Source organism: Streptomyces sp. NPDC091271 (genome assembly GCF_044757505.1).
Classification (GTDB): Bacteria; Actinomycetota; Actinomycetes; order Streptomycetales; family Streptomycetaceae; genus Streptomyces.
This window is the reverse complement of record NZ_JBIVVD010000007.1, coordinates 508,100-532,703: the sequence shown is the minus strand read 5'-3', so window position 1 is coordinate 532,703 and position 24,604 is coordinate 508,100. Positions and strand designations below refer to the sequence as shown.

At 72.5% G+C, this 24,604-nt stretch carries 23 protein-coding genes; 7 read left to right on the top strand and 16 right to left on the bottom strand.

From position 1 onward, the window contains the following. Window positions 1-62: 62 nt before the first annotated feature. Entirely contained in the window at window positions 63-839 is a 777-nt protein-coding gene (locus tag ACIQM3_RS29510) for an MBL fold metallo-hydrolase (protein ID WP_401629604.1), read from the top strand. After that, window positions 836-1,456: a DedA family protein gene (locus tag ACIQM3_RS29505; RefSeq protein ID WP_401629602.1), complete on the top strand. Its 621-nt coding sequence runs from the start codon at window positions 836-838 to the stop codon at window positions 1,454-1,456. The genes ACIQM3_RS29510 and ACIQM3_RS29505 overlap by 4 nt, the downstream gene beginning before the upstream one ends. 27 nt (window positions 1,457-1,483) lie before the next feature. Here the strand turns inward: ACIQM3_RS29505 and ACIQM3_RS29500 are convergent, their stop codons facing one another. The 4 genes from ACIQM3_RS29500 to ACIQM3_RS29485 form a co-directional block, all read right to left on the bottom strand. Then, on the bottom strand, window positions 1,484-2,506 hold the full coding sequence (locus tag ACIQM3_RS29500; protein WP_401629599.1) for an MBL fold metallo-hydrolase: 1,023 nt from the start codon (window positions 2,504-2,506) through the stop codon (window positions 1,484-1,486). 13 nt (window positions 2,507-2,519) lie between these two features. Continuing rightward, window positions 2,520-3,758, bottom strand: coding sequence for an aminotransferase class I/II-fold pyridoxal phosphate-dependent enzyme (locus ACIQM3_RS29495; protein WP_401629597.1), 1,239 nt, complete (start codon window positions 3,756-3,758; stop codon window positions 2,520-2,522). A 117-nt stretch (window positions 3,759-3,875) separates the two neighbouring features. Beyond that, window positions 3,876-4,724 (bottom strand): SMP-30/gluconolactonase/LRE family protein, encoded by an 849-nt coding sequence (locus ACIQM3_RS29490; RefSeq protein WP_401629595.1) that lies wholly within the window; start codon window positions 4,722-4,724, stop codon window positions 3,876-3,878. Beyond that, window positions 4,721-5,494 (bottom strand): IclR family transcriptional regulator, encoded by a 774-nt coding sequence (locus tag ACIQM3_RS29485; protein ID WP_401629592.1) that lies wholly within the window; start codon window positions 5,492-5,494, stop codon window positions 4,721-4,723. Before ACIQM3_RS29485 ends, ACIQM3_RS29490 begins: the two co-directional genes overlap by 4 nt. 215 nt (window positions 5,495-5,709) lie before the next feature. Here ACIQM3_RS29485 and ACIQM3_RS29480 point away from each other — a divergent pair, with 215 nt between their 5' ends. The 3 genes from ACIQM3_RS29480 to ACIQM3_RS29470 all read left to right on the top strand — a co-directional run bounded on the left by ACIQM3_RS29480 (window position 5,710) and on the right by ACIQM3_RS29470 (window position 8,542). Then, window positions 5,710-7,206, top strand: a complete 1,497-nt coding sequence (locus ACIQM3_RS29480) for a bifunctional phosphatase PAP2/diacylglycerol kinase family protein (RefSeq protein ID WP_401629590.1) — start codon at window positions 5,710-5,712, stop codon at window positions 7,204-7,206. Window positions 7,207-7,317: 111 nt separating this feature from the next. Next, the gene (locus ACIQM3_RS29475) at window positions 7,318-8,127 is read left to right on the top strand and encodes a class I SAM-dependent methyltransferase (RefSeq protein WP_401629587.1); all 810 of its coding nucleotides are present in this window, start codon (window positions 7,318-7,320) and stop codon (window positions 8,125-8,127) included. Between the two features lie 61 nt (window positions 8,128-8,188). Further along, on the top strand, window positions 8,189-8,542 hold the full coding sequence (locus tag ACIQM3_RS29470; protein WP_401629584.1) for a VOC family protein: 354 nt from the start codon (window positions 8,189-8,191) through the stop codon (window positions 8,540-8,542). A 5-nt stretch (window positions 8,543-8,547) separates the two neighbouring features. Here the strand turns inward: ACIQM3_RS29470 and ACIQM3_RS29465 are convergent, their stop codons facing one another. The 3 genes from ACIQM3_RS29465 to ACIQM3_RS29455 form a co-directional block, all read right to left on the bottom strand. Further along, window positions 8,548-9,453, bottom strand: a complete 906-nt coding sequence (locus tag ACIQM3_RS29465) for an arginase family protein (protein WP_401629580.1) — start codon at window positions 9,451-9,453, stop codon at window positions 8,548-8,550. A 101-nt stretch (window positions 9,454-9,554) separates the two neighbouring features. Further along, complete coding sequence (locus ACIQM3_RS29460) at window positions 9,555-10,595, bottom strand: NAD-dependent epimerase/dehydratase family protein (RefSeq protein ID WP_401629577.1); 1,041 nt, start codon at window positions 10,593-10,595, stop codon at window positions 9,555-9,557. Window positions 10,596-10,623: 28 nt separating this feature from the next. Next, entirely contained in the window at window positions 10,624-11,808 is a 1,185-nt protein-coding gene (locus ACIQM3_RS29455; RefSeq protein ID WP_401629574.1) for an alcohol dehydrogenase catalytic domain-containing protein, read from the bottom strand. A 300-nt stretch (window positions 11,809-12,108) separates the two neighbouring features. Between ACIQM3_RS29455 and ACIQM3_RS29450 the strand changes: the two genes are divergently transcribed. Beyond that, entirely contained in the window at window positions 12,109-12,564 is a 456-nt protein-coding gene (locus tag ACIQM3_RS29450; protein ID WP_401629571.1) for an SRPBCC family protein, read from the top strand. A 43-nt stretch (window positions 12,565-12,607) separates the two neighbouring features. On the opposite strand, the gene ACIQM3_RS29445 is transcribed toward ACIQM3_RS29450, so the two are convergent. The 8 genes from ACIQM3_RS29445 to ACIQM3_RS29410 all read right to left on the bottom strand — a co-directional run bounded on the left by ACIQM3_RS29445 (window position 12,608) and on the right by ACIQM3_RS29410 (window position 22,455). Next, window positions 12,608-13,696: a glutamate--cysteine ligase gene (locus ACIQM3_RS29445; protein WP_401629568.1), complete on the bottom strand. Its 1,089-nt coding sequence runs from the start codon at window positions 13,694-13,696 to the stop codon at window positions 12,608-12,610. A 166-nt stretch (window positions 13,697-13,862) separates the two neighbouring features. Continuing rightward, complete coding sequence (locus tag ACIQM3_RS29440) at window positions 13,863-14,096, bottom strand: DUF1049 domain-containing protein (protein ID WP_401629566.1); 234 nt, start codon at window positions 14,094-14,096, stop codon at window positions 13,863-13,865. 111 nt (window positions 14,097-14,207) lie between these two features. Continuing rightward, complete coding sequence (locus ACIQM3_RS29435) at window positions 14,208-16,001, bottom strand: CocE/NonD family hydrolase (protein WP_401629563.1); 1,794 nt, start codon at window positions 15,999-16,001, stop codon at window positions 14,208-14,210. Between the two features lie 132 nt (window positions 16,002-16,133). Continuing rightward, window positions 16,134-17,078: an LD-carboxypeptidase gene (locus ACIQM3_RS29430; RefSeq protein WP_401629561.1), complete on the bottom strand. Its 945-nt coding sequence runs from the start codon at window positions 17,076-17,078 to the stop codon at window positions 16,134-16,136. After that, window positions 17,075-19,075 (bottom strand): S9 family peptidase, encoded by a 2,001-nt coding sequence (locus ACIQM3_RS29425; protein ID WP_401629558.1) that lies wholly within the window; start codon window positions 19,073-19,075, stop codon window positions 17,075-17,077. Before ACIQM3_RS29425 ends, ACIQM3_RS29430 begins: the two co-directional genes overlap by 4 nt. Before the next feature lie 38 nt (window positions 19,076-19,113). Further along, window positions 19,114-20,457 (bottom strand): M20/M25/M40 family metallo-hydrolase, encoded by a 1,344-nt coding sequence (locus ACIQM3_RS29420; RefSeq protein WP_401629555.1) that lies wholly within the window; start codon window positions 20,455-20,457, stop codon window positions 19,114-19,116. Then, window positions 20,450-21,283 carry a M55 family metallopeptidase gene (locus ACIQM3_RS29415; protein ID WP_401629553.1) on the bottom strand — a complete coding sequence of 278 codons (834 nt, stop codon included), beginning with the start codon at window positions 21,281-21,283 and terminating at the stop codon, window positions 20,450-20,452. Before ACIQM3_RS29415 ends, ACIQM3_RS29420 begins: the two co-directional genes overlap by 8 nt. Window positions 21,284-21,453: 170 nt before the next feature. Further along, window positions 21,454-22,455: an aldo/keto reductase gene (locus ACIQM3_RS29410; protein ID WP_401629551.1), complete on the bottom strand. Its 1,002-nt coding sequence runs from the start codon at window positions 22,453-22,455 to the stop codon at window positions 21,454-21,456. Window positions 22,456-22,579: 124 nt separating this feature from the next. Here ACIQM3_RS29410 and ACIQM3_RS29405 point away from each other — a divergent pair, with 124 nt between their 5' ends. After that, complete coding sequence (locus ACIQM3_RS29405; RefSeq protein ID WP_401629549.1) at window positions 22,580-23,473, top strand: LysR family transcriptional regulator; 894 nt, start codon at window positions 22,580-22,582, stop codon at window positions 23,471-23,473. A 12-nt stretch (window positions 23,474-23,485) separates the two neighbouring features. On the opposite strand, the gene ACIQM3_RS29400 is transcribed toward ACIQM3_RS29405, so the two are convergent. Next, window positions 23,486-24,490 carry a hydrolase gene (locus ACIQM3_RS29400; protein ID WP_401629546.1) on the bottom strand — a complete coding sequence of 335 codons (1,005 nt, stop codon included), beginning with the start codon at window positions 24,488-24,490 and terminating at the stop codon, window positions 23,486-23,488. Between the last annotated feature and the right edge of the window lie 114 nt (window positions 24,491-24,604).

The window sequence follows — 24,604 nt, the reverse complement described above, 5'->3', positions numbered from 1 at the left end:
CGCCTACTCTCGTACGCGTACGAGTACGAGGCCGGCAAGGGCGGGGACGAGGAGGCACGGCGGTGGAGGTCACCTGGTGGGGTCATGCCACCTGCACGATCGAGGACACCGGAGTCCGGGTGCTGACCGACCCGCTGTTCGCACGGCGCTTCGCACATCTGCGCCGGCGCCGGGGCGAGATCCCGCCGCCGGAGGCCGCGGTCGCCGACGCGGTCCTCATCTCCCACCTGCACTCCGACCATCTGCATCTCCCCTCCCTGGCCCGACTCGCCCCCGGCAGCCTGCTGATCGTGCCCCGTGGCGCCGTGGGGGCCGTCCCGGGCCTCAGGCTGCTGCGCCGGGCGCGCGGGCTGCGGATCTCCGAGGTCGCGCCGGGGGACGTGGTGCGGGTCGGCGAGGTCCTGGTCCGGGCGGTTCCGGCTCTGCACGACGGGCGCCGGCTGCCGGTCGGCCCGCGCCGGGTGCCCGCTCTCGGGTACGTCGTCGAGGGCGAGGCCCGCACCTATTTCGCGGGCGACACCGGGCTCTTCGAGGGCATGGCCGACGCGGTGGGGCCGGTGGACGTGGCGCTGCTTCCGGTGGGCGGCTGGGGACCCAATCTGGGCCACCACCATCTGGACGCGGCCCGCGCCGCTCAGGTGCTCACCATGCTGGAGCCGCGGTCCGCGGTGCCGGTGCACTACGGCACGTACTGGCCGATCGGGATGGACGGGGTCAAGCCGCACGAGTTCCATGCGCCGGGCGACGAGTTCGTGCGGCAGGCGGCACGGGTGGCACCGGAAGTGGCGGTGCACCGACTGGGGCACGGCGAGCATGTGAGGCCGGAGGCCCGTAGGTGATAGAGGAAGTGCTGGGGCAGCTGCCGACGGAGTCGACGCAGCAGGCCGTCGGCTATCCGTCGCTGTTCCTGCTCGTGGCGCTGGGGTCCCTGGTGCCGGTGGTGCCCACGGGGGCGCTGGTGAGTACGGCGTCCGTGGTGACGCTCCACCAGACGTCACCGTTCGCGCTGCTCGTGGTGTTCGCCGTGGCGTCGGGTGCGGCGTTCCTCGGGGACGTATGCCTGTACTGGCTGGGGCAGCGCGGGGTGCGGTCCAAGAACGGCTCGAAGTGGCTGGAGGCGATCACCAGCAGGGCCGCTCCGGAACGGCTCGCGCAGGCACAGCGCAAGCTGGACGAGCACGACACGATGGTGCTGGTCCTGTCCCGGCTGGTGCCGGCCGGGCGCATACCCGTGATGCTGGCCTGTCTGCTCGGCGAGATGCCGCTGCGGCAGTTCGCCCGTGGTGACGTACCCGCGTGTCTGGCCTGGGCGGCGACGTATCAGCTGATCGGGGTCCTCGGCGGTTCGCTGTTCGCCGAGCCCTGGGAGGGCGTGCTCGCGGCGGTCGTGCTGACGCTGTTGATCAGCGGGACGCCGGCGCTCTGGAAGCGGCTGCGGGCGCGGATGGCCGACTGAGCCTGCGGTGCGCCGGCGGGGCACCGGTCAGGCTTCCAGGACGCGTGAGGCGCCGACCGGCAGGTCCCAGAGGTCGGCGCGCGGGTGCCCGGCCCGCTGCCAGGCGGTACGGAGCCTGGTCAGCGGTTCGAGGACCGGCTCGGCGGAGAGCAGGAACGTCGCCCAGTGCATGGGGGCCATCGCGCGGGCCCCGAGGTCCTCGTACGCCTGCACGGCCTCCTCGGGGTCGGTGTGGACGTCCGAGAGCCACCATCGCGGTTCGTACGCCCCGATCGGCAGCATCGCGAGGTCAAGGCCGGGGTAGCGGAGGCCGATCTCCTTGAACCAGTGGCCGTAGCCGGTGTCCCCCGCGAAGTAGAGCCGCCGTCCCTGTGCGTCGCCGAGCACCCAGCCTCCCCACAGGGACCGGCAGGTGTCCAGGAGGGTGCGCTTGGACCAGTGGTGGGAGGGCACGAAGTCGAACCGGACTCCGCCCAGTTCCACCGACTCCCACCAGTCGAGCTCGGTGACGCAGGTGAAGCGGCGGCGCCGGCACCAGCGGCCGAGACCCGCGGGGACGAGGAGTGGGGTGTCCCTAGGGAGTCTGCGGAGCGTGGGGGCGTCCAGGTGGTCGTAGTGGTTGTGGCTGATGAGGACCGCGTCGACGGGCGGCAGTGCCTCCCAGGGGACTCCGACGGGGGTGATCCTGGCGGGGGTGCCCAGGATGCGCCGCGACCAGACGGGGTCGGTGAGGACGGTGAGTCCTCCGATGCGGACGATCCAGCTGGCGTGTCCGGCCCAGGTCACGGCCGTCGTGCCGGTGTCCGTGACCGGGAGCGGCTGGGGGGCGTACGGCAGCCGGTGAACGCCCCGGAGCCCTTCGGCGTTGGGCCGCAGGGCACGCTCCCTGGCGAGACGGGTCATGCCCCTGACACCCGGGAGGGGTGCGGTGAGGCGGTCGGCGAAGCTGCGGGGCCAGATCCGCAGCTCACCGAGGCGTCGTGGAGCGTCGACGGGACGGCTGGGCGCACGGCCGGTTCCGGCGAACGGACGCTCGGTCTGTTCCGTCATCGAGAGGCTCCTGTCATCGGAGTTCATCGAGGGCTGCTGCGAAAATGCTCAGTGCTCGGGCGACATGGGGCAATTTCAAGGGCTCCACCGCAGTGAGGGACTCCGTCTGCTGCTCCGGGGTTGAGCCGAGGAGCGGTCCGGTGCTCAGCCGCACCCGCAGCGCTCCCAGTTCGTCCCCGAACCGGTGCCCGCCGGGAGCGGGGGTACCGAGCCGCTCCGTCAGGTACTCCTCCAGCTCCATGGAGTCCGTGACGCCCCGGGCGGCCAGTCGGGTGCGCAGCGGTCCGAGATCGGCGTAGAGGTGGCGGCCGGCCTGCGGCGGCCTGGCCAGGGCGCCGACCGTCAGCACGGCGCGGTGCGCGGCGGAGGCGACGTGGGACTGGAGGTGCGCCGCCTGCCGGACCCTCTCCCTGACGGCCTCGGGCTCGCCCAGCGCGTGGGCGGCGGCCCGGGCCACCGGCTCCGCGACGAAGGCGCCGAGCGCGGTGAGGATGTCCAGGACCCGGGCGCGGCGTGCGGCGGCGCGCGCGGTGGCCGGGAAGCGTGCGACGGCCACCGGCCAGGCGGAGGGGGTGAGGGCCCCGGCCAGGTCGGAGAGGACGGTGACGTCGTCGGGGCACATCTCGGCGGGGCTCAGGAGGACGGTGTCGTGGGGCCGGTGCAGGGTGTCGCGCCAGGTCTCGTCGCTGACGATGTGCAGCCCCTCGGAGACGGCGGCCTCGCACGCCTCCCGGACCAGTTCCGGCGGGGCGAGGGTCGCGGTCGGGTCGTCGACCACGGAGATCAGGAGCAGCCGTGGCCTGCCCCCCTCGGCACGCACCCTGCGCACGGTCTCCAGCAGGGCGTACGGGTCGGGGATGCCGCCGCACTCGGCGGGCGTCGGCACGTGGTAAGCGGGCCGGCCCAGCAGCCGCGCCTGGGGCATCCAGGTGGCCGGGCAGGGCCGGGGCATGAGCACGTCGCCGCCGTACGCCGCGATCAGGGCGAGGAGGAGTGGCTGGGCGCCCGGGGCCGCCGCGATGCCCTCCGGACCGCCGTGCAGGCCCCGACGCTCCCAGTAGGCGCAGGCCGCCTCGCGCAGGATCGTTCCGCCACCGGGCGGCTCGGGACGGGTACGCGCGGCCGACGCGGCCAGTACGCCGGCGAGCTCGGGCAGGACGGGGAGGCCGGGGTCGGGGGCGGGCGGCCCGTACCGGACCGGGCCGTGGTCCTCCCCGGGCGGGCGGGGCTGCTGCCGCTCGCTCCACTGCATCCCGGGGTCTCCCTCCGCCTGCGTCCCTCTGGCCCCTTTATACGGAGGTTCCCCGGGGTCCGCCCGCGCACCGGCCCCGGAGGCGGCAGAAATACGCACGCCGTCCACCCGGCCCGCTCATCCGGCGAACGGCGTCCCCGGCAGCCCCTGCCCCACGTCCGGCAGCACGAGCAGGGAGCCCGACAGCGGGTGCGGGGAGTCCAGGCCCGTTCGGGCGGTGGACACGTACAGGTCGCGGAGGCCGGGCCCGCCGAAGGCGCACGCCGTGGGCCGGCGGACCGGCAGGTCCACGACCCGGTCCACCCGGCCGTCGGGGGTGTAGCGCCGGATCGCCGCGCCGTCCCAGAAGGCGGTCCACACACAGCCGTCGGCGTCCACCGTCAGCCCGTCGGGCCATCCGGCGCCCTGCTCGATCTCGGCGAAGGCACGCCGGTTCAGGACGCGCTCCCCGTCCACGTCGAAGACGTCGATACGCCGTGTGGTGGTGTCGATGTAGTACATGAGCCGGCCGTCGGGACTCCAGCCGGTGCCGTTGCTGACGGTCACCGGGTCCAGGGCGCGGCTGACCGTGCCGTCCGGGGCGATCCGGGACAGGGTGCCGCCTCCCTCTGCCTCGTCGTAGCGCATGGTGCCCGCCCAGAGCGCGCCGTCCGGTGCCACGGCCGCGTCGTTGCCCCGCCGGCCGGGGACGGGATCGTGGACCAGCCAGGAGAAGGCACCCGCCGCGTCGTACAGTCCGGTTCCGTCCCTCAGGACGACCACGAGGCCGCCGCCCGCCCGGGGTTTCGCCGCCCCGACGTGCTGGCCGGTGGCCATGACCGTACGGCGGCCGGTCGACGGGTCGTAGGTGTGGACGCGGGCCGAGAGGATGTCGACCCAGATCAGCCGCCCGGTGGCCGGGTCCCAGGTGGGGCCTTCACCCAGTTCGGCCTGCTCACGCACGGCCACCTCCAGGGCCGGCCTCATATCTGCGGCCGGTGGTGTCCGAGCCGGCCGGACAGCGCGTCGGCACCGCCCGCCGCGAGCTGGGCGAGTTCCGCCTCGCGCTCCTCGCTCCAGCGGATCATCGGCACCGAGATGGAGAGCGCGGCGACGACCCGCCCGGAGCGGTCCCGGACGGGCGCGGCCACACAGCTCACATCCGGGTTCGACTCCCGGTGCTCCACCGCTATGCCCCGCTTGCGGACGACGGCGAGGGCCTCCCGCAGCTCCGTGGCGTCGGTCAGGCTGTTGTCGGTCATGGCGATGAGCTCGCGTCCGTCGAGGCGGGCGTCGAGCTCCGCCTCCGGGAGCGCCGCGAGCAGCAGCTTGCCGACGGAGGTGCAGTGCGCGGGCAGCTTCCGGCCCGCGGCTGAGACCATGCGGACGGCGTGGGTGGAGTCCACCTTGGCGATGTAGATGACCTCGGTGCCCTCCAGGATCGCCACGTGTACCGTCTCTCCGCAGGTCTCGGCGACCTCACGGGCCACCTGCTGCCCCTCGGCCGCGAGGTCGAGCTGTTCGGCGTAGCGGCTGCCCAGCTGGTACGTGCGCACGCCGAGCCGGTAGCGGCCCGGCTGCTCCGGGACCGTGACCAGGTAGGACCGCGCGGCGAGTGTGGTGAGCAGTTCATGCACGGTGGTCCGCGGCAGTTGGAGCTTGCGGGTGACCTCGGGCGCCGAGAGGGTTCCCTCGCTCTGGAGGAAGAGCTCGAGGACATCCAGCGCCCTGGTCACCGCAGGGACGAGTCGTCCCATGATCGCCCGCCTATCTCGTTCGACACTCCGGCCAATGACCGGAATCACGAACGCAGGCTAGCGGCAGGAATCTTGTCCGGGCAACGTCCTCGGCGCCATGGAGCGGGCGGGACGGGGGTGATTCCCCGCATCTCACCCGATTCCGCCGAGATCCGACGGGGCTCGCTGTGCGCGCCTCCTGGTTCACCGCCCGGTCGCAGGGTATTCGCTGTCCCATGTCGACAACGAGCAGCCTCTCCTCCCCCGGCCGCTGGCGGGCCTGGTTCCACCAGCGGGATCTCGCCGCGTTCCAGCGCGTGGCCGAAAGACACTGGCCCGGCGCCGAGCCGGTCCTGCCACGGCTGAGCCGCAGCGCCAATCATGGGCTGCTGTGGTTCGGGGCCGCCGCGGGCATGGCGGCGCTGGGCTCCAGCGCGCGGTCCCGCAGGGCGGCGCTGCGCGGGGTCGCCTCGCTGGCCGTCGCCTCGGCCGCCATCAACACCGTGGGCAAGGGAGCGGTGCGCCGGGAGCGCCCGATAGTGGATCTGGTTCCGGTCATAAGACAGCTGAAGCGGCAGCCGTTCACCACCTCCTTCCCGTCGGGGCACGCCGCGTCCGCGGCGGCTTTCGCGACCGGCGTCGCCATGGAGTCGAAGGGCTGGGGCGCGGTCGTCGCCCCGGTGGCTGCGGCTGTGGCGGCCTCCCGCGTCTACACCGGGGTCCACTATCCGAGCGATGTGCTGGCAGGTGCGGCGCTCGGCGTAGGAGCCGCGTTCGCACTGCGGGGTGTCGTACCGACCCGTGGACAGCTCCCGGCCCCCGGCCGCCCGCCGGCCGAGGCACCCGCACTGGCGTCGGGCCAAGGCCTCGTGGTGGTCGTCAACCGGGAGTCCGGCTCCGCGACCGCGGCGGCGACGATGATCCGCGACGCGCTGCCGCTCGCGGAGACGGTGGAGTGCGCGCCCGCCGATCTGCCGGGATGCCTGGAGAAGGCCGCGGGGCAGGGCAGGGCCCTGGGCGTCTGCGGAGGCGACGGTACGGTCAACATGGCGGCGGCCGTCGCGGCGACCCACAGCCTGCCGCTCGCCGTGTTCCCCGGCGGGACTCTCAACCACTTCGCCTACGACCTCGGCATCGAGACAGTGCAGGACACGGTGACGGCACTCACGACGGGCGACGCGGTCCGGGTCGACCTGGGCCGCTTCAGGCCCGGGCCACTGGGACCCGACGGAGCGCCCGGCTACTTCCTCAACGCCTTCAGCCTGGGTGTGTATCCGGAGCTCGTTCGGACCCGGGAGCACTGGGCCCCCCGGATCGGCGGCTGGCCCGCCGGAGTGCTCGCGGCCTTCGAGGCGCTGCGCGGATCGCGCCCGCTGACGGCGGAACTCCAGGGGAAGCGGCGGCCGTTGTGGCTGCTCTTCGTGGGCAACGGGCTGTTCCGGCGGGTGGGGCCGGCCCCGGGCCGCCGCCACAACCTGGCGGACGGCCTGCTGGACGTACGCGTGGTGCACGGCGGCCGCACCCCCGGACTCCGGCTGCTCGCCGCAGCGATCGCCGGACCGCTCAGCCGGTCGCCCGTCCACGCCGCGGTACGCCGCCGCCGGGTGCGGCTCGCCGGCCTCGCGCCGGGGACTCCCTACGCGTACGACGGCGAAGTTGCCCACTCCGGGACGGAGTTGCTGATCGACAAGCTGCCCGAGGCGCTGACGGTGTACTGCCCGATGCAGGTATGACGGGAGACCACACGACGACCACATCATGAGACGCCTATCTCAGGATGCGACATCGCGGCGTACCGTCGACTCCATCGCCTGCGACTGAGGTCCGAGAGAGGACGTACGGCCATGCCGAAGGAACCAGCGGTCTACACACACGGCCACCACGAGTCGGTGCTGCGCTCGCACCAATGGCGCACCGCCGCCAATTCGGCGGCCTACCTGGTCGGCGAACTCCGCCCGGGCCAGGCGGTTCTCGACGCGGGATGCGGGCCGGGCACCATCACCGCGGACATCGCGTCCCTGGTGGCGCCCGGCCGGGTGACTGCGGTCGACACCAGCAGCGACGTACTGGAGCGCGCGGCGCGGAACGCCGCCGAACGCGGCGTGGACAACGTGGAGTTCACCACGGCCGACGTCCACGCCCTGGACTTCCCCGACGACTCGTTCGACGTGGTCCACGCCCATCAGGTGCTCCAGCACGTCAGCGATCCGGTGCTGGCCCTGAGCGAGATGCGGCGGGTCTGCCGACCGGGCGGCATCGTCGCGGCCCGCGACAGCGACTACGCGGCCATGACCTGGTATCCGGAAGTCCCCGGGATGCGGGAGTGGCTGGAGCTGTACGGCCGGGTGGCCCGTGCGAACGGCGGCGAGCCGGACGCCGGGCGCCGCCTGCTGTCCTGGGCGCGGCAGGCGGGCTTCACCGACATCACCCCGACAGCGGCCGCCTGGTGCTTCGCCACCCCGGAGAACCGGGCCTGGTGGAGCGGCCTGTGGGCGGACCGCACGACCGCGTCGGTGTACGCGAAGCTGGCGGTGGACGGCGGGCACGCGAGCGCCGGAGAGCTGACGGCGATCTCGGAGGCCTGGCGCGCGTGGGGCGAGGAGCCCGACGCGTGGTTCATGGTGCCCCACGGCGAGGTGCTCTGCCGGGCGTGATCCGTGCAGCGTGGCAGGGAATCGATCACATGCCGCGGGGTCGGCAACTACCCTCGTGGGCATGGAGATCCTGGGAACCACGCTGCGTATCTGTGTCGACGACCTGGAGGCCGCGGTGGCCTTCTACGAGGGCCTGACCAGCACTCCGGCACAGCGCTTCGAGCGCGGCGGGGTCTCGGTGGCCGCGATCGGCTGCTTTCTGCTGATGAGCGGCCCCGAGTCGCAGCTGGAGGTGTTGCGCAAGGTGTCGGCGACCATCGCGGTCAAGGACGTCGACGAGGCGCACACGGCGCTGACGAGGGTGGGCGCGAAGGTCATCGCGGGCCCGGTGCCCACCCCGGCCGGCCGCAATCTCATCGCCCTGCACCCGGACGGCTCGGTCTTCGAGTACGTCGACCGGAACGTATCCGCCTGACGTGCTCAGCCGGCGGGCTCCTCGGCGAAGGCGCCGACGACCAGATCGGTGAGCAGAGCGCCGGCTGTGCCGTCCGGGTCCAGATCGGGGTCGTAGATCGTGACGTTGAGACCGACGCAGCGCGGTGACCGGACCAGGGTCCGCAGCAGCGTGGCGAGTTCGTCGGGGAACAGGCCTCCGTCGTCGGGGCTGTCGACGGCGGGCATGACGGCCGGGTCGAGCACATCGGCGTCGAGATGCACCCAGAAGCCGTCGAGGACGGAGACCTCCAGGGTCTGTACCACGGCGCGGGCGATGTCGGCGGGCCCCCATTCCCTGATCTCCCCCACCGTCGCGTTGGAGATCTTCAGTGCGGTCATCTCGGCGCGGTCCTCGTCCTGGTCACGCATGCCGAAGAGCCGGATGTCCTCGTCCTTGAGATAGGGTCCCAGCCCTTCCAGGTCGGTGAGATCGGCCTGCCCGCGTCCGGTGGACAGGGCCAGCTCCTCGCCGCCCGCCGCGCCGATCCGGTCGCTGTTGCCCGGGTGCCGGAAGTCCGCCGAACCGTCGATCGCGGCGAGCCCGTACCGTCCGATGCGGCGCAGGGCGAGGGTGGCGCCGAGCTGGATGGAGCAGTCGCCTCCGAGGACGACCGGGAACTCACCCGCCCTGACGTGCCCCTCGATACGGTCGGCGAGCGTGCGGGTGTAGTGGGCGATGGCGGTGGCGTTGAAGACGCCGTCGCCCTCCTGCCAGTCGCCGCGGTCGTAGCGGGGCGGTACGACGACACCGCCCTCGAACGCTCCGAGCCGCTGCACGATCCGCTGCTCACGGAGCGCGCCGGCCAGTTTGTAGCAGCCGGGCACGGTGCCGGGTGCGGGGGGCCGCAGCCCGAGGTTCGAGGGGGCGTCGAGGACCACAAGTGTGCGCATGCGGACCATTTTTGCGCTCCGGCCCACACATGTCTCCCCGTTACGGGAAGGGTCGGCTCAGCCCAGGGACCGGGCGGCCGCCCTGAGTTCGACGGGTGCGCTCATCCCCACCGGCTGCCGGCCAGCGGGGCGGTGTCCTCCCCCTCGCCTCGGGAGACTCCGTGCAGAAAGGCGGTCAGCGCCTCGGTGGCCGAGTAGGCGGGCCGCCAGCCCAGTTCCTCCCGGGCCCGGGCGCTGTTCATGACCGGGAGCCGCAGCACGGCGTCGAACAGGTGCGGGGAGGCGGGCACGGCGTGCGTCCGCCACGCGGCGGCCAGGGCGCTCCGCACCAGTGCCGTCGGGGCGCGTACGACACGGGCGTCGAGCAGTTCGCCGAGCTGCCGGGCATCGGTCACGGAGTCCGCTGCGAGATTGAAGGCGCCCCGGACGTCGTTCGTGACGGCGAGCCGGTACGCCTCGGCCGCGTCGTCCGTGTGCAGCACCTGGAAGCGCAGCCCCTTGAGATCGGGGACGAAGGGCAGCAGGTCGGGGCGGAGCAGGATTCCCGGCAGATGGCGGCCGCCGAAGATCCGGCGCTGTTCGCTCGCCGCCGTCCTCTTGAACAGGAACCCCGGGCGCATACGCACCACCCTGATCCCCGGGTTCCGTAGCTCGTAGGTGTCCAGTACGCGTTCCAGGTACGCCTTCTCCCGGCAGTACGCCGCATCTGGCCACCCGTGTGTGGGCCACCGCTCGTCCACCCCCGGCTCCTGCTTCGGCCCCGGCGAGTAGGCGCCCACCGACGAGGCGTGGACCAGCACAGGCACGCCCGCGTCCCGAACCGCGCCGAAGACCCGCAGCGAGCCCTCGACATTGCTCCGCCAGGTGACGACGGGGTCGTGCGTGGGCTGGAAGCGCCAGGCCAGGTGGATGACGGCGTCGGCGCCGGCCAGGTGTTCCGCCAGCCTTCGAGGGCTGTCGCCGTGTTCGAGATCCACCGTGCCCCACTCCACGCCGGGCACGGTGAGCTCCGGCCGCCGTCGCGCCAGGCCGAGTACCGAGGCCACGGAGGGGTCACCCGCCAGGGCCCGGACGACACTGGTCCCCACGTTTCCGGTGGCGCCGGTGACCACGACGCGCAGGCCCCGGGGTGCGTTCGTCATCGCTCCTCCTGCCCCGAGTCGGGGGCGGTCACGGCCTGAGCAGGGTCTTCACCATGCCGTCCGCCTTCTGCTGGAAAGTCTCGTACGCCTTCGGCCCGTCGGCCAGCGGCAGGTGGTGGGTGGCGAAGCCGTCCACCCCGAGCGGGTCGTCGTCGACGAGCAGCGGCAGGAGGTCGGGCACCCAGTTCCTGACGTTGGCCTGCCCCATCCGCAGCTGAATCTGCTTGTCGAACATCTTGAGCAGAGGCAGCGGGTCCACGGCGCCTCCGTAGACTCCGGAGACGGACACGGTGCCGCCCCGGCGCACCAGGTCGATCGCGGTCAGCAGGGCGCTGAGGCGGTCGATGCCCGCGCGCTCCATGAGCGCGCGGGCCGCCGTGTCGGGCAGCATGCCCACGGCCCACTGCCCCGCCTTGGCCACGGGCGCTCCGTGCGCCTCCATGCCGACGGCGTCGATGACGGCGTCGGTGCCGCGTCCGTCCGTGAGATCGCGCACGGCGTCTCCGAGGTTCTTGCCGTGCTCCCGCAGGTCCAGGGTCCGGACGCCCCGCGCGGCGCTCCGCTGCAGACGGTCGGAGACCAGGTCCACGCCGATGACCAGTTCGGCGCCTCGGTGCAGGGCGATGCGTGCCGCCATGTCGCCGATCGGCCCGAGCCCCAGGACCGTCACACTGCCGCCGGGCGGCACGGCCGCGTACTCCACGGCCTGCCAGGCGGTCGGGAGGACGTCCGACAGATAGACGAACCGGTCGTCGGGCGGGCCGTCCGGGACCTTGACCGGCAGGGTGTTGCCGAAGGGGACGCGCAGCAGCTCGGCCTGTCCGCCGGGCACCTGCCCGTAGAGCTTGGTGTATCCGAACAGGGAGGCGCCGCTCCCGTACTCACGGACCTGGGTGGTCTCGCACTGCGACTGGAGCCCCTGGTCGCACATGAAGCAGTCGCCGCAGGAGACGTTGAACGGAACCACGACACGGTCCCCGCGCTTGACGGCGGTGACCTCGCGACCCGTCTCCTCCACCACGCCCATCGGTTCGTGCCCGAGGATGTCGCCGGGCGTGAGATAGGGGCCGAGTACCTCGTACAGATGGAGGTCCGATCCGCAGATACCGCTCGACGTGATCCGGACGATGATGTCCGTCGGATCCTGGATCACGGGGTCGGGGACCGTCTCCACACGGACGTCCCGCCGTCCTTGCCAGGTGAGTGCGCGCATGCGCCCTCCTCAATTCTTCCGGGTGGGTTCGCCGGCATGGTGCATTTCCGTTCTACTGCCCGCCCGCTCCTACGGTGAACAGGACTTCGGGCGGATCACCCGTGACCAGGGCCGCACGGGCGCGGCGGCCCGCCGATGCGCCGACCGGAGCCCCGTTAGGCCGTTCGGGTGAGTCCCGGGACGGCTCCCGGCGGGGCAGGCTCCGACATGTCGGCTGCCGTCGGGCCACGTAGCATTTCCGGTGAACCCGCCGCCGTTCCCGCCCGTCCGATGTCCGTGTTTCCGTGTGTGGAGGCGTCCATGGCCATTCGCCACCAGCTGATTCATCACCCGCCCTCGGCTCTGTGGGCAGTACTGGAGCAACCGGAGCAGTACGGAAAATGGGTGGTGGGAACGCATGACTCCCGCCTTCTGGAAGGCCGGTGGCCCGAGGTGGGCTCCTCCATCGAGTACACCCTGAGGCTCGGCCCGAAGGACTTCCAGGGCCGTACCACCGTGCGCCGTCTGGAACGGCCCGAAGTGCTCGAGCTGGAGGTGTACAGCGGGTTCCTGGGCACGGCGCGCATCTCGTTCGACATCCGTCCCTGGGGTGACGAGACCCTGGTGCTGCTCGACGAGCACCCGCTGCAAGGGCTCGGCGGCAGCCTGCACAACGTCGCCCTCGACGCGGTCCTCCAGATCAGGCACCGCACCATGCTGAGGCGGCTGGGCGAGGCGGTCGACGCCCAGGCGGAGGGCGGGCATCCCGCCGGGTGACCGCCCGCGGCCGCCCCCGTGCCCGCGCGGACGGCCGCGGCAGTCAGCCGCGGGTCCTGGCCGCGCACTCGGTCACGACGGTCCGGAGGCTGTCCGAGCCCGCCAGCAGTTCACGCTGGGCCCGGGACCCGGTCCCCCGCGTCAGCAGGGTCCGCAGCGCCTTGTCCGCCGACGCCAGGTCGCCGCTGTCCTCCAGTGCGTCACCCACATGGCCGAGCAGGGCTCCCGCGACGTCGGCGGCGGGCTCGGGGCGCATGGTGAGGGGATGGATCAGCCGGCCCTCCATGCCCGAGCGGGCGGACTGCCAGGCGGCCATACGCAGCGCGCTGACCGGGGCCGGGTCCGGCGGGCCACCGGCCCGCCAGGCGCGTGCCGCCGTCTCGACCAGGCCGCGAGCGAGCGTGGCGAGCAGCACGGTGTCCGCCGGGTCCAGGCACACGTCCGCCACCCTGATCTCCACGGTGGGGTAGCGGTGCGAGAGCCGTGCGTCGAAGTAGATCATTCCCTCGTCACGCAGGACACCCGTGCCGACCAGCTGCCGGACCTGCTCGTGGTAGCGGTCCGCGGAGCCGAACACCTCCACCGGGCCCGCCGACGGCCAGCGGCCCCAGACCCTGCTCCGGTAGCTGTCGTACGAGGTGTCCTGACCCTGCCAGAAGGGAGAGTTCGCGCTCAGTGCCAGCAGGACCGGAAGCCAGGGCCGTATCCGGTCCAGTACGGCGACGCCCTCCTCGTCCGACTCCACCGATACATGTACATGGCATCCGCAGGTCAGCTGCTCCTGTGCGGTCAGCCCGAACCGCTCCGCCAGCCACCGGTACCGCTCGTCGTCACCTATGGAGGGGCTGACCGGCAGCGGTGAGGTCGCGAGGGCCGCCACGGCGGCGCCGGCCTCGGCCGCGCTGTGTGAGGCCTCCGCCCGCCAGCGGCGGATCTCCTCCGCGAGGTCGTCCATCACGGCACGTGGTTCGGTGGCGAACTCCAGTTGCTGGTCGTGCAGTTCGGACTCGAAGACGGAGTCCCCCTCGGCCCGGCGTTCCGCCAGGGCCAGCACCGCCGTCGACAGCGCGCGGGCGTCACCGCTCTCCGCGTCGACAAGCAGCAGTTCTTCCTCGACACCGACAGTCCGCACGTTCGCATCCTCCTCAGCCGCCCGCTGCCGTCCGGTACGCGTAGCGGGTGATGAGGCGCGCGTACCCCCGGCGACACCTTTCAGACGGCCGCACCCCGGCCCGGTGGCGCGGGGACGGAAGAGGATGGCCGTCGGCGCCGCCGCGAACGGTCCGGACCACTGTCGCCTACCGCGCCGCCCGCCTGCGGAACAGATAGGCCCCGCAGAGCCCGCCCGCCAGGAAGACGCCCAGCAGCGCCGCCCAGAGCGGCATCGGGACCTTGGGGATGATGACGCGGATGGTGACCTCGTCGGTGTTCACGCAGATGAAGACGATCGCCAGAATCGCCAGCACGATGACGGCGATCCGGGCCGGCGAGAAGGCGCTCGCGGTGCCGCTTGATACGTCCTTGGGGCTCATGCGCTGCCCTTTCGCTCGTCCTGGTGCCGGGCCGGGAACGGCGGTCCCCGGACCCAGGATGGCGCCGTCCCGGGTCCGGGGAGTGGTGGAGCGGAGCCGTACGGGTGACGGTCAGCCGATCACGGGCAGTTCCAGCACGCCGGTGTCCTGCGGGGCGCTGACCACGGTGACCGGTTTGATGCCCCGGTTGCCGAAGTACGCCGTGTCGCTCGCGGCGATCACGAACCGCAGCCGGTGCCCGGTCTCGTACCGGTGCACGATGCCGGGCAGCTCGACGGTGAAGGGGCGGGTGACGTCGGGGACGCGGACGGGGGCGACCAGGCGGTTCACCAGCTTCTGGGTCCCGTCGGGTGCCACGTCGTACACCTTCGCGAACAGGGTCAGCTTGTCCGCGGCGTCGCCGCTGTTCTGGACCCGTTCCGTCTTCGGGGAGACGACCTTCAGGGTGGCCTTCGGCGCGCCGACGACGTCCACCGGCTCGGTCAGTGGCGCACCGGTCCAGCCGAGGTAGGTGCCCTTGGTGTCGTACGGTGCCGGGTCGGACAGCCCGATGAGTCCGGCGAGGGAGCTCTCGGAGTGGCTGGTCGGCACGAGCCAGTTGGTGTACTGCCGGCTGCCGCGCGTGACCTTCGAGCGGCTGTCCACCAGGGCGCCGTCGCCGGAGAGGTACATGGTGCGGGACAGGGCGGGGACGGCGGCCGCGGTGCCGTAGCCGCTCTCCCAGTCGCGGTAGTAGGCGAACTCGGGTCCGGTGGCGGTGGACTTGTCGTGATGGAGGTAGCGGTCGAACCAGGCGAGGATGCGCTGCCCGACGTAGCTGGTCTCCAGATTACCCGTGGACAGGTCGAGTTCGCCGGGTACGGAGCCGCCGCTGTGGCCCCAGGCCTGCCAGATCATCTTCGTCGTGGTGCCCTGGGCCTCGAGCGCCCGGTAGGTGGCCGTGGCCTCGTTGAGGTTGAAGAGACTGTCGGCCTGACCCTGGACGAGCAGTGTGGGCGCGGTGACACCGGACAGGTAGGAGGCCGGTGAGACGCTCCGCGCGTACGTCAGCATCTCCTCGGTCGCCTCGGCCGGATAGCGGCCGGAGTTCAGGAGGCGGATGGTGTCGCACGCCTGCTGGGCGAAGTGGAGGCAGCCGAGGCTGCCGAAGCGCGAGGGGTCGAGGCCCGGGACCAGCAGCGGCTGGCCCTCGCCCATCAGGTAGAAACCGTTGGTCCACTGCCACTTGAAGACACCGGGCGTGTCGGAGGAGACACCCCGGGACGCTCCGGCGGCGTTCGGGGCGAGCGAGTACCCCAGGTCGTTCCAGGTGATCAGCGGGACGAGCGCGTCCACGCGGTGGTCGGCGGAGGCGGTCGCCATCTGGATGGCCCCGCCGTACGAGCCGCCGATCATGCCGACCACCGGGTCGCCCGGTGCGTCCGCGGTGACGTAGTCGGCCTTGGTGCCGTCGTCGGCGGCGCGGGTACCGGCGAGGAAGTCGACGAGCCGGGAGGCCGCCTTGCCGTCGATCGCGGGGTCGTCGAGCGTGATCAGGCAGCCGGACTTGCCGAAGCCCAGCCCCGAGTAGACCAGTCCGACGTATCCGCGTTCGGCGAAGGCCTTGCCGATGACGTCGGTGGAGCCGTCGGACTTGCTGCCGCCGAAGCCGTTGGTGGCGAGGACGGCCGGGGCAGGGTGCTGCGCGTCGACTCCCGCCGGCCGGTAGAGGTCGGCGTCGACCGTGCAGGACCGGTCGCCGGCCCGCACGGTGAACTCCAGTGGGGTCACGGTGTACTGGTCGGCCGCCGACGCGGGTGGGGCGCCGGTCAGAGCGAGCGGGGCGAGAAGCGCCGCCCCGGCGAGCAGGGCGAGTGGACGTGGACGGCGGAATCTGGGCACAGCACGCGACACATGGACCTCCACACCGAGGACACATTACCGACCGGTAAGTACCGGGCCAGGCCCATGTTGTGACACACCTCATACCGCTGTCAACGCACGTGGGCGGAGTTTTCCGGAACGGACCCCCGCGACGGCGCCCGGCCCCACGGGCCGTCAGACCAGCGCCGGGACCTGGGAGGTCAGCGTGCAAGGGCCGCCGTCGGCCGGCGCGTCCAGCACCGCCGGAACACCGAGAGGGACGGTCAGCGCCGTGGGGCCGTGACCAAAGCCCAGCTCCTCGACCACGGGGACACCGAGACCACCGAGCCGGTCGGCGAGCACGGCCCGCACCCCTTCGTAGGGACCGCAGCCCTCCCAGGAGCCGCACACCACACCGGATATCCCGTCGAGGGCGCCGACGCGCAGCAGCCGGGTGAGGACGCCGTCGAGCCGGTACGGCTCCTCCCCCGTGTCCTCGAGCATCAGCAGCCCGCCCTGGACAGAGGTCCGGGCGCGCGGGGTGCCCGCGTCAGCTGCGAGCAGCGTGGCACAGCCGCCGTAGGTGACCCCCGGGGCCGTGCCGGGCACCAGCGCGACCGCCGTGTCCAGCCCCAGGGTCTGCACCGACTCGGGTTCGAACAGGGTGGACCACAGGGCCTGTTGGGTGTCGGCGTCCTTGAGGAAGACCTCGGTGGCGACCATCGGTCCGTGCAGGGTCGAGAACCCGGCCCGCAGGGCGAAGGCCTCGTGCAGCACGGTGATGTCGCTGTAGCCGACGAACACCTTGGGCCCGGCCGCCCGCATCGCGCGCCAGTCCAGGAGATCGACCATGCGGTGGGCGCCGTATCCTCCCCTCGCGCACAGCACGGCGTCCACGGAGGGGTCGCACCAGGCCTCCTGGAGGTCCCGCGCACGGTTCTCGTCCGTACCGGCGAGGTGGTCCAGCTCCGGGTGCGTGTCGAGCACATGGGGGGCCACGACGGGGTCGAGGTCCCATCCGCGCAGCAGATCGAGGCCGCGCTCCAGCCGTTCGGGCGGCACGGGGCCGCTGGGAGCGACGACCGCGACCCTGGCACCGGGCCGCAGCCGGGCCGGGCGGGCGAGGGGCTCCAGGGTCACTTCTTCAGCTCCAACCGTGGCACGTCGGGGCGGTCGATCCCGAACGTCTGGGCGTACAGGGAGAGTTCGGCCTCCAGGGCGCGCCTCACCGTGTCGGCGCGCCGGAAGCCGTGCCCCTCCCCCTCGAACGTGAGGTAGGCGTGCGGGATCCCGCGCCCCTCGGTCGCGGCGAGGAAGCGCTCGCACTGGACGGGCGGGCAGATCGGGTCGTCCAGGCCCTGGAGCAGCACGAACGGGGCGGTGAGCCCGTCCGTGTGGTTGACGGGTGAGCGCTCCCGGTAACGCCCGGGCACTTCGGCGTACGCGCCTACGAGCGATTCCAGGTACCGCGATTCGAAGTCGTGCGTCTCCCCGGTCGCCCAGCCCTCCAGGTCGAGGATCGGGTAGCTGATCGCTCCGCAGGCGTAGACATCGGTCCGCGTGAGGGAGGCGGCGGCGGTCCAGCCCCCGGCACTTCCGCCCCGGATCGCCAGCCGGTCACGGTCGGCGGAGCCCTCCTCGGCCAGCCCCAGGGCGACGGCCGCGCAGTCCTCCACGTCGACGACGCCCCACTGCCCGCGGAGCCGTTCCCGGTAGGCGCGGCCGTAGCCGGTCGAACCGCCGTAGTTCACCTCCGCGACGCCGATGCCCCGGGACGTGAAGTAGGCGATCTCCAGGTCGAGTACGAGCGGGGCACGCCCGGTGGGGCCGCCGTGCGCCCAGATGACGTAGGGCGGCAGCTCTTCGTCGGGTCCGGTGCGGTCGGGGTGGCGGGGCGGGTACACATGGGCGTGGATCTCGCGGCCCGCCGGTCCGGTGAAGCTGCGGATCTGCGGCTCGGGGTGGTAGGCGGGGTCGACCGCGTCCTGGTGGTGGGCGCCGATGGTCCGGGTGTGCCCCGTGGCCGTGTCCAGCTCCACCACCTCGTACGAGCTGTGAGGGCTCGCGGCGATGCCGATGACCCTGGTGTCCTGCACGGCGAGCGTCTCCGCCCACGCGGTCCAGGGGCCCACGGCGTCGACGAGTTCACCGGTCTCCGGGTCGAGCACACCGAGCGCGGTGGTGCCCCGGCCGTGGATCACGGCGATCAGACCGTTGTCCAGGAGCTGGAACCAGCGCAGCCCGATCTTCCACAGCGGCCCGCCGAACTCCTCGCTCCGGCCGCCGCAGAGGCGGCTGGTGGGCACGACCGCGCCGGCGACGGCGTCGGGCCTGAGGCGCTGGAGCTCCCACCAGCCTCCGACGTCCGAGACGAAGAGCAGCGATCCGTCGCGGTCCCACTCCACCTGGACGACCGATTCGTCGATGTCGCCGACCAGGGGCCGGACCCCGGTGAAAGCGCCGTCCGCCGTGACGTCGGCCATCTTCACGACGGTTCCGTCCCACGGCATCCCCGGATGGTCCCAGGCGATCCAGGCAACCCGGCGGCCGTCGTGCGACAGCCTGGGCCCGGTGACGAACCGGTTCCGGTCGTCGGTGAGTTCGCGTACGGCGCCGCGGTTCCCCGCGGCCGATCCGTCCAGCGGCACGGCGGCGATCACGCGCCGCACATCGGTGGGTGAGGCGCCGGTGAACTCCTCCAGCACGCACCACACCTCCCCGCGCCCGAGGTGCAACTGCGGGTCCACCCAGCGCAGTCCGCCGCCGAGCTCCGACACGGGGGTGAGCGGCCACGGTTCGTCGGGCCCGTCCGGCGCGTAGGCGTACAGCCGCTGGTCCGGGAAGTGGACGAAGACGACCAGGGGCCCGCCCTCCTCGCGGGGCGCACCGGCCCACGGCACTCCGCCGTACTCGATGACGCGGCTGCGGGGGTTCCACGGCTCGGGGAGCACGGACCGGGCGCTGCCGTCGGCCCTCCGGCGTACGAGGGCGCGGCGGCCGCCCTCGGCGGGGCGCGGCTCCGTCCACCACACCTCGTCGCCGACGGTGCCGGCGAACTCCGGCCTGCCGTCGTGCGACGCGGCCAGCGCCGCGTCGATCGGTGACGGCCATGTGCCGTACGCCGCTGTGGACGCCATGGTCGGTTTCCCCCTCTTCGGTCGGGCGGTGCGGATCGTCAGGCGGTGCGCAGGAAGTGGTCCAGGACCCTGACTCCGAAGTGCAGGGCGTCGACGGGGACCCGCTCGTCGACGCCGTGGAACAGCGCCTGGTAGTCGAAGCCGACGGGCAGCTTCAGCGGGGAGTAGCCGTAGCCGGTGATGCCGAGGCGCGAGAACTGCTTGGCGTCCGTGCCGCCCGACATGCAGTACGGGACGACGTGGGCGTCCGGGTCGAACAGCTCGATGGCCGCGCGCATCTTCGCGTACGTCGGCGAGTCGACCGGGGCTTCGAGCGCGACCTCGCGGTGCTGGAACTCCCAGTCGACGCCGGGGCCGGTCAGCCGGTCCAGGGTCTCGCGGAACTCGTCCTCGCCGCCGGGGACCATGCGTCCGTCGATCTGGGCGGTGGCGTGGCCCGGGATCACGTTGACCTTGTAACCGGCTTCCAGCATCGTCGGGTTGGTGCTGTTGCGCACGGTCGGCTCGATCAGTGCGGCGGCCGGGCCGAGCTTGCCGAGCAGCTCGTCCACGTCGAACCCTGGGGCGTCGGGGTCGACGCGGATGTGGTGGAGCGCGGCGATCTCGATGAGCGCGGCCCGTACGGTCGGGGTCAGCCGCACCGGCCACTCGTGCGCACCGATCCGGGCGACGGCGGCGGCGAGCCTGCTGACGGCGTTGGCCCTGTTGACCTTGGATCCGTGGCCGGCCTTGCCCTCGGCGGTCAGCTTCAGCCACCCTGTGCCCCGTTCCCCCGCCGCGACGGGGTAGAGCGACATGCCGGGTCCCGCGTGGAAGGTGAAGGCCCCGGACTCGCTGATGCCCTCCGTGCAGCCTTCGAAGAGCTCGGGGTGCCGGTCGGCGAGGAAGCCGGCGCCGTCGTGCGCGCTGGCCTCCTCGTCGGCCGTGTAGGCGATGACGATGTCGCGGCGCGGGCGTACGCCCGCACGTGCCCAGGCGCGGACGACGGCGAGGACCATCGCGTCCATGTTCTTCATGTCGATGGCTCCGCGCCCCCACACGACGCCGTCGCGCACCTCCCCGGAGAAGGGGTGCACGGTCCAGTCCTCCGCCACCGCGGGCACCACGTCGAGGTGACCGTGGACGAGGAGGGCGTCGGCGGACGGGTCGGTGCCCTCGATCCGGGCCACGACGTTGGTCCGTCCCGGCGTGCGCTCCAGGAGGGCCGGTTCCAGTCCGGCGTCCGCCAGCCGCTCGGCGACGTACTCGGCGGCCGGTCGTTCCCGGCAGGTGCCGTCGCCCCGGTTGGTGGTGTCGATCCGGATCAGCTCGGAGGTGAACGTCACCGACTCTTCGAGCGCCCGCTCGTCGACCGGTCCGGTGGGGTTGCCCGCCTCAGCCATACTGCTCCTCCACGGCGGCCGACACGATCGTCGTCACCGCCTTGAATGTGCGAATACCTTCGTACATCGTCCCGCTGGTATAGACGACGCGCCGCTCGCCGCTCGGCGCCACGCCGGGGACCACGGTCGCGGCGGCCCCCAGATGCTCGGCGTCGAACTCCAGCTCCACCGTGTACGAGCCACTCGTCACGGGTGTGCGGCGCCCGGCGAGCGCGGTCGCGCCGGCGGCGGCCGCCCTGATGTCGGCGGCGGTACGGGCCGGGGTGCGGCACACGGCGGCGTACCGCGAGACGTGGTCCTTCACCGCCACCGTACGCGCCTCGGGGGCGTAGCCCTGGGCGTCCTCGCAGGTCAGGTCGTCGCCGGTGACCAGGATGACAGGGACGCCGTACTCCGCCGCGACCTGGGCGTTGAGCAGGCCCTCGCTGGCGCGGACCCCGTTCAGCCAGACACCGGTGATGGAGTTGGCGAGGTAGGTGTGGGCGAGCACGCCCTCCGTGCCGGCGCCCGTGTGGTAGCCGACGAACGCGACGGCGTCGACGTCGCCGTGCTGGATGCCCTCGACCATGGAGAGGGACTTGTGCTTGCCGGTGAGCATCTGGACGCGGTCGTCGAGCCGCTCCAGGAGCAGGTTGCGCATGGTCCAGTGGGCCTCGTTGACGAGGACCTCGTCGGCGCCCCCGTCGAAGAACCCGAGGGCGGCGGCGTTCACATCGGAGGTGAAGAGCGCACGGCACCGTTCCCACTGCGGGGTGCCGGGCAGCACATCGGCCGGCCACGTCACTCCGGTGGCGCCTTCCATGTCGGCGCTGACGAGGATCTTCACGTGCGCGGTCCTGTCGCTGGTCGGTCGCTCCCCCGCCCGTTCCCGGGAAGAGGATCTTCGTGCCGCATCACGGTACGCGCCGGGACAGCGCCGGACCAGGGCGGCGGTGATCTGCCACTGGTCCAGTCCGGTGAAGCCGTCCGCCGCACGGGCGGCGGACGGCTCGGAGGTCAGGCGCGGGCGGTGCCCTTGACGAGCTGCTCGATCCGGGCGAGTTCGTCCTCGCCGAATTCCAGGTTGCCGACCGTCGCCACGCTGTTCTCCAGCTGGGCGACGCTGCTCGCTCCGACGACCGCGGAGGTGACCCGGCCACCGCGCAGGACCCACGCGAGCGCCATCTGGGCGAGGGACTGTCCGCGCTCGCGGGCCAGCTCGTTCAGTGCGCCCAGTCGGCTCACGAGGTCGGGGGTGACGGCCTCGGCCGACAGGAAGGGGCTGCTCCCCGCCGCGCGCGATCCCTCCGGGATGCCGTTCAGATAGCGGTCGGAGAGGATGCCCTGCTCCAGCGGGGAGTACGCGATGGAGCCGGTGCCGAGCTCGTCGAGGGCGTCCAGCAGTCCGTCCTCGACCCAGCGGTCGAGCATGGAGTAGCGCGGCTGGTGGATCACGAGGGGCGTGCCCAGCTCGTTCAGGATGCGGGCGGCCTCGCGGGTCTGCTCGGCGGAGTAGTTGGAGACGCCGGCGTAGAGCGCCTTGCCTTGGCGCACCGCCGTGTCGAGCGCGCCCATCGTCTCCTCGAGCGGGGTGTCGGGGTCGAAGCGGTGCGAGTAGAAGATGTCGACGTAGTCGAGGCCGAGCCGGGTCAGGCTCTGGTCCAGCGAGGAGCGCAGGCTCTTGCGGGAGCCCCACTCCCCGTACGGCCCCTCCCACATGTGGTAGCCGGCCTTGGTCGAGATGACGATCTCGTCCCGGAGTCCGGCGAAGTCCGTTTTCAGGGCGCGGCCCATGGCGGTCTCGGCGGAGCCGGGCGGCGGGCCGTAGTTGTTGGCGAGGTCGAAGTGGGTGATGCCGAGGTCGAAGGCCCTGCGCAGGATCTCGCCCTGGCTCTCGGGGGTACGGTCGCCTCCGAAGTTGTGCCAGAGCCCCAGCGACAGCGCGGGGAGCAGCAGGCCGCTGCGTCCGGTGCGCCGGTAGGGCATGGCGGCGTAGCGGTCGGCGGACGGAACGTACATAGGGGCACTCCACGGGGCACGGGCTGGCGCGCCAGGACCGGTGCGCGTACCCAAGACTGGCGGAGAACGATCCAGCGGTCCAACAGGAGATTCCGCTGGGATTCATCGGTTAGATTGCTCAATCATGGAACTGCGTCAGTTGGAGCACTTCGTCGCGGTCGCCGAGGAGCGGCACTTCACCCGGGCGGCCGAGCGTCTGGCCGTGTCCCAGTCGGGACTGTCCGCGTCCGTCCGCGCGCTGGAGCACGAGCTGAGGACGCCGCTGTTCAGCCGTACGACACGCACGGTCCGGCTCACCGAGGCGGGGGCGGCCCTGCTGGTGGAGGCGGAGCGCACGCTGGCGGGTGCCAGGGCGGCGCGGGACGCCGTCGACGCCGTACGGGGACTGCTGCGCGGCACGCTGACGCTGGGGGTGGAGCAGTGCGTGGCCGGGGTCAGCACGGCGCGGCTGCTCGCGGCCTTCCACCGGGAGCATCCGCACATGGAGATCAGGCTCCGGCAGGAGGGCACGTCCAGCCTGCTCGAAGGGGTGGCCGGCGGGCGGCTGGACCTGGCGTTCGCCGCGACCGTGAGCCCGCCGGAGTGGCGGGGCGAGCTCGTGCCGCTGGCCCGGGAGCCCATGGTCGTCCTGTGCGCCCCTGGTCACCGGCTCGCCCAGGAGGACGTGCGGGTGGCGTGGGGCGAATTGCGCGGCGAGTCGTTCATCGACTTCCACCCGGACTGGGGGCCCAGGCGCGCGGCGGACGAGGCGTTCGCCGCGGCGGGGGTCCGCCGCACGGTGGCGCTGGAGGTCAACGACGTGCACAGCCTGCTGGAGCTGGTGCACGAGGGCCTCGGGATCGCGGTCGTGCCGCACCACTTCTCCCGTAAGCCGGAGGCCCGGGGCCTGGTCGCGGTGGAGCTCGACGGAGCGCACCGGCCGGCCTACGAGAGTGTCGTGGTCCTGCCGCCGGCCCAGGCCATGACCCCGGGGGCGAAGGCGCTGATGGCGCTGGTCCGGGAGGCCCCGCTGCGCTGACCCGGCCGCCTCTCAGCCGCTCAGCGCCTCGGCGTACGCTCCCGCTTCCTGGTCGACTCCGCTGCAGGTGTCCGAGGCGGTCCCCTTGTCCTCGTCCGAGGTGCACTGCTGGTCGCGGAAGGCCGCCCAGAGGGAGAGCGCGCCGACCCCTCGGCGGGCGGCGTACGAACGCAGGGACGCCGCGTCGTCGAGGGTGAACGTCTCCCCTTCGACGTCGTTGACCCCGATCATCACGGTGATGTGCAGCGCCTTCCACGCCGCGTCCTGCGACAGCCCCAGGACGTCCACGAGCTGGGCCTGGGCCGCGGCGGCCGCCTGCTCGGCGTAGTCGCCCATGTCGCCGCTGTGGGACGTGCTGTAGTTCATCGCCATGATGTTGACCGCCGAGATGTCGACACCCTGGTCGACCGCGTCCTCCAGGATCGCGACCCCGGTCTCCTCGAGCCCTTCGGGCATGACGGGCAGGGTGTAGGTGACGTCCAGGTCGCGCTTCTCCTGGAGCAGGGCCAGTGCTTCGTCGCGGCGGGTGACGGAGGCGGTGTCGGTGAGCGCGTCGCCCTCGATGTCGAAGTCGGCCTTCGTGGCGCCGACCGCGTCGAGCACCTCGGCGTAGGCGTCGGCCAGCTCCTCCGCGCTGTCGCAGGCCAGCGCCGCCTCGGTGCCCGCGGCGCCGCCGAAGGACACCCGGATGTCGGCGCCGGTACCGGTCAGCGCCTCGGCGCGCTCCGCGACCGCCTCGCTGCCGGCAGCGGCGGTGCCGCCCCAGAGGGGGGTGCAGCCGGAGGTGGCGGAGGTGACGAAGGCCAGGTTGTACGTGTCCGGAGAGCCCGCGCTGTCCGTGTCGGCGGCGGTCGTGGCGCTCACGTACGGGGTGTAGGCGGTCTGCGCGGCCGCCGGTGGGGGCTGCGCGGAGCCCTTCGACTGATCGGCGACGCCGCCCGGCGAGCAGGCCGAGCACGCGAGGCCGAGCGCGATCAACCCGGCAACGGCTGAGGAAACCCGTGTGCGCCTTCGCATGACGTGTGTGCACCTGCTTTCGGAATGTCGTCCGGAACGGCAGCCGGTGCTGCCGGGACGCCTTGAACCTCTCACACCGGGGACCGGCCCGAAGACACAGGAAACTCATGGAAA

Coding starts and splice junctions, on each gene's coding strand:
- ACIQM3_RS29410 (WP_401629551.1), bottom strand. CDS start 22,455: ATGTACGTTCCGTCCGCCGACCGCTACGCCGCCATGCCCTACCGGCGC.
- ACIQM3_RS29460 (WP_401629577.1), bottom strand. CDS start 10,595: ATGACGAACGCACCCCGGGGCCTGCGCGTCGTGGTCACCGGCGCCACC.
- ACIQM3_RS29450 (WP_401629571.1), top strand. CDS start 12,109: ATGGCCATTCGCCACCAGCTGATTCATCACCCGCCCTCGGCTCTGTGG.
- ACIQM3_RS29420 (WP_401629555.1), bottom strand. CDS start 20,457: ATGGCTGAGGCGGGCAACCCCACCGGACCGGTCGACGAGCGGGCGCTC.
- ACIQM3_RS29425 (WP_401629558.1), bottom strand. CDS start 19,075: ATGGCGTCCACAGCGGCGTACGGCACATGGCCGTCACCGATCGACGCG.
- ACIQM3_RS29455 (WP_401629574.1), bottom strand. CDS start 11,808: ATGCGCGCACTCACCTGGCAAGGACGGCGGGACGTCCGTGTGGAGACG.
- ACIQM3_RS29440 (WP_401629566.1), bottom strand. CDS start 14,096: ATGAGCCCCAAGGACGTATCAAGCGGCACCGCGAGCGCCTTCTCGCCG.
- ACIQM3_RS29475 (WP_401629587.1), top strand. CDS start 7,318: ATGCCGAAGGAACCAGCGGTCTACACACACGGCCACCACGAGTCGGTG.
- ACIQM3_RS29500 (WP_401629599.1), bottom strand. CDS start 2,506: ATGACGGAACAGACCGAGCGTCCGTTCGCCGGAACCGGCCGTGCGCCC.
- ACIQM3_RS29495 (WP_401629597.1), bottom strand. CDS start 3,758: ATGCAGTGGAGCGAGCGGCAGCAGCCCCGCCCGCCCGGGGAGGACCAC.
- ACIQM3_RS29480 (WP_401629590.1), top strand. CDS start 5,710: ATGTCGACAACGAGCAGCCTCTCCTCCCCCGGCCGCTGGCGGGCCTGG.
- ACIQM3_RS29490 (WP_401629595.1), bottom strand. CDS start 4,724: ATGAGGCCGGCCCTGGAGGTGGCCGTGCGTGAGCAGGCCGAACTGGGT.
- ACIQM3_RS29465 (WP_401629580.1), bottom strand. CDS start 9,453: ATGCGCACACTTGTGGTCCTCGACGCCCCCTCGAACCTCGGGCTGCGG.
- ACIQM3_RS29485 (WP_401629592.1), bottom strand. CDS start 5,494: ATGGGACGACTCGTCCCTGCGGTGACCAGGGCGCTGGATGTCCTCGAG.
- ACIQM3_RS29405 (WP_401629549.1), top strand. CDS start 22,580: ATGGAACTGCGTCAGTTGGAGCACTTCGTCGCGGTCGCCGAGGAGCGG.
- ACIQM3_RS29400 (WP_401629546.1), bottom strand. CDS start 24,490: ATGCGAAGGCGCACACGGGTTTCCTCAGCCGTTGCCGGGTTGATCGCG.
- ACIQM3_RS29470 (WP_401629584.1), top strand. CDS start 8,189: ATGGAGATCCTGGGAACCACGCTGCGTATCTGTGTCGACGACCTGGAG.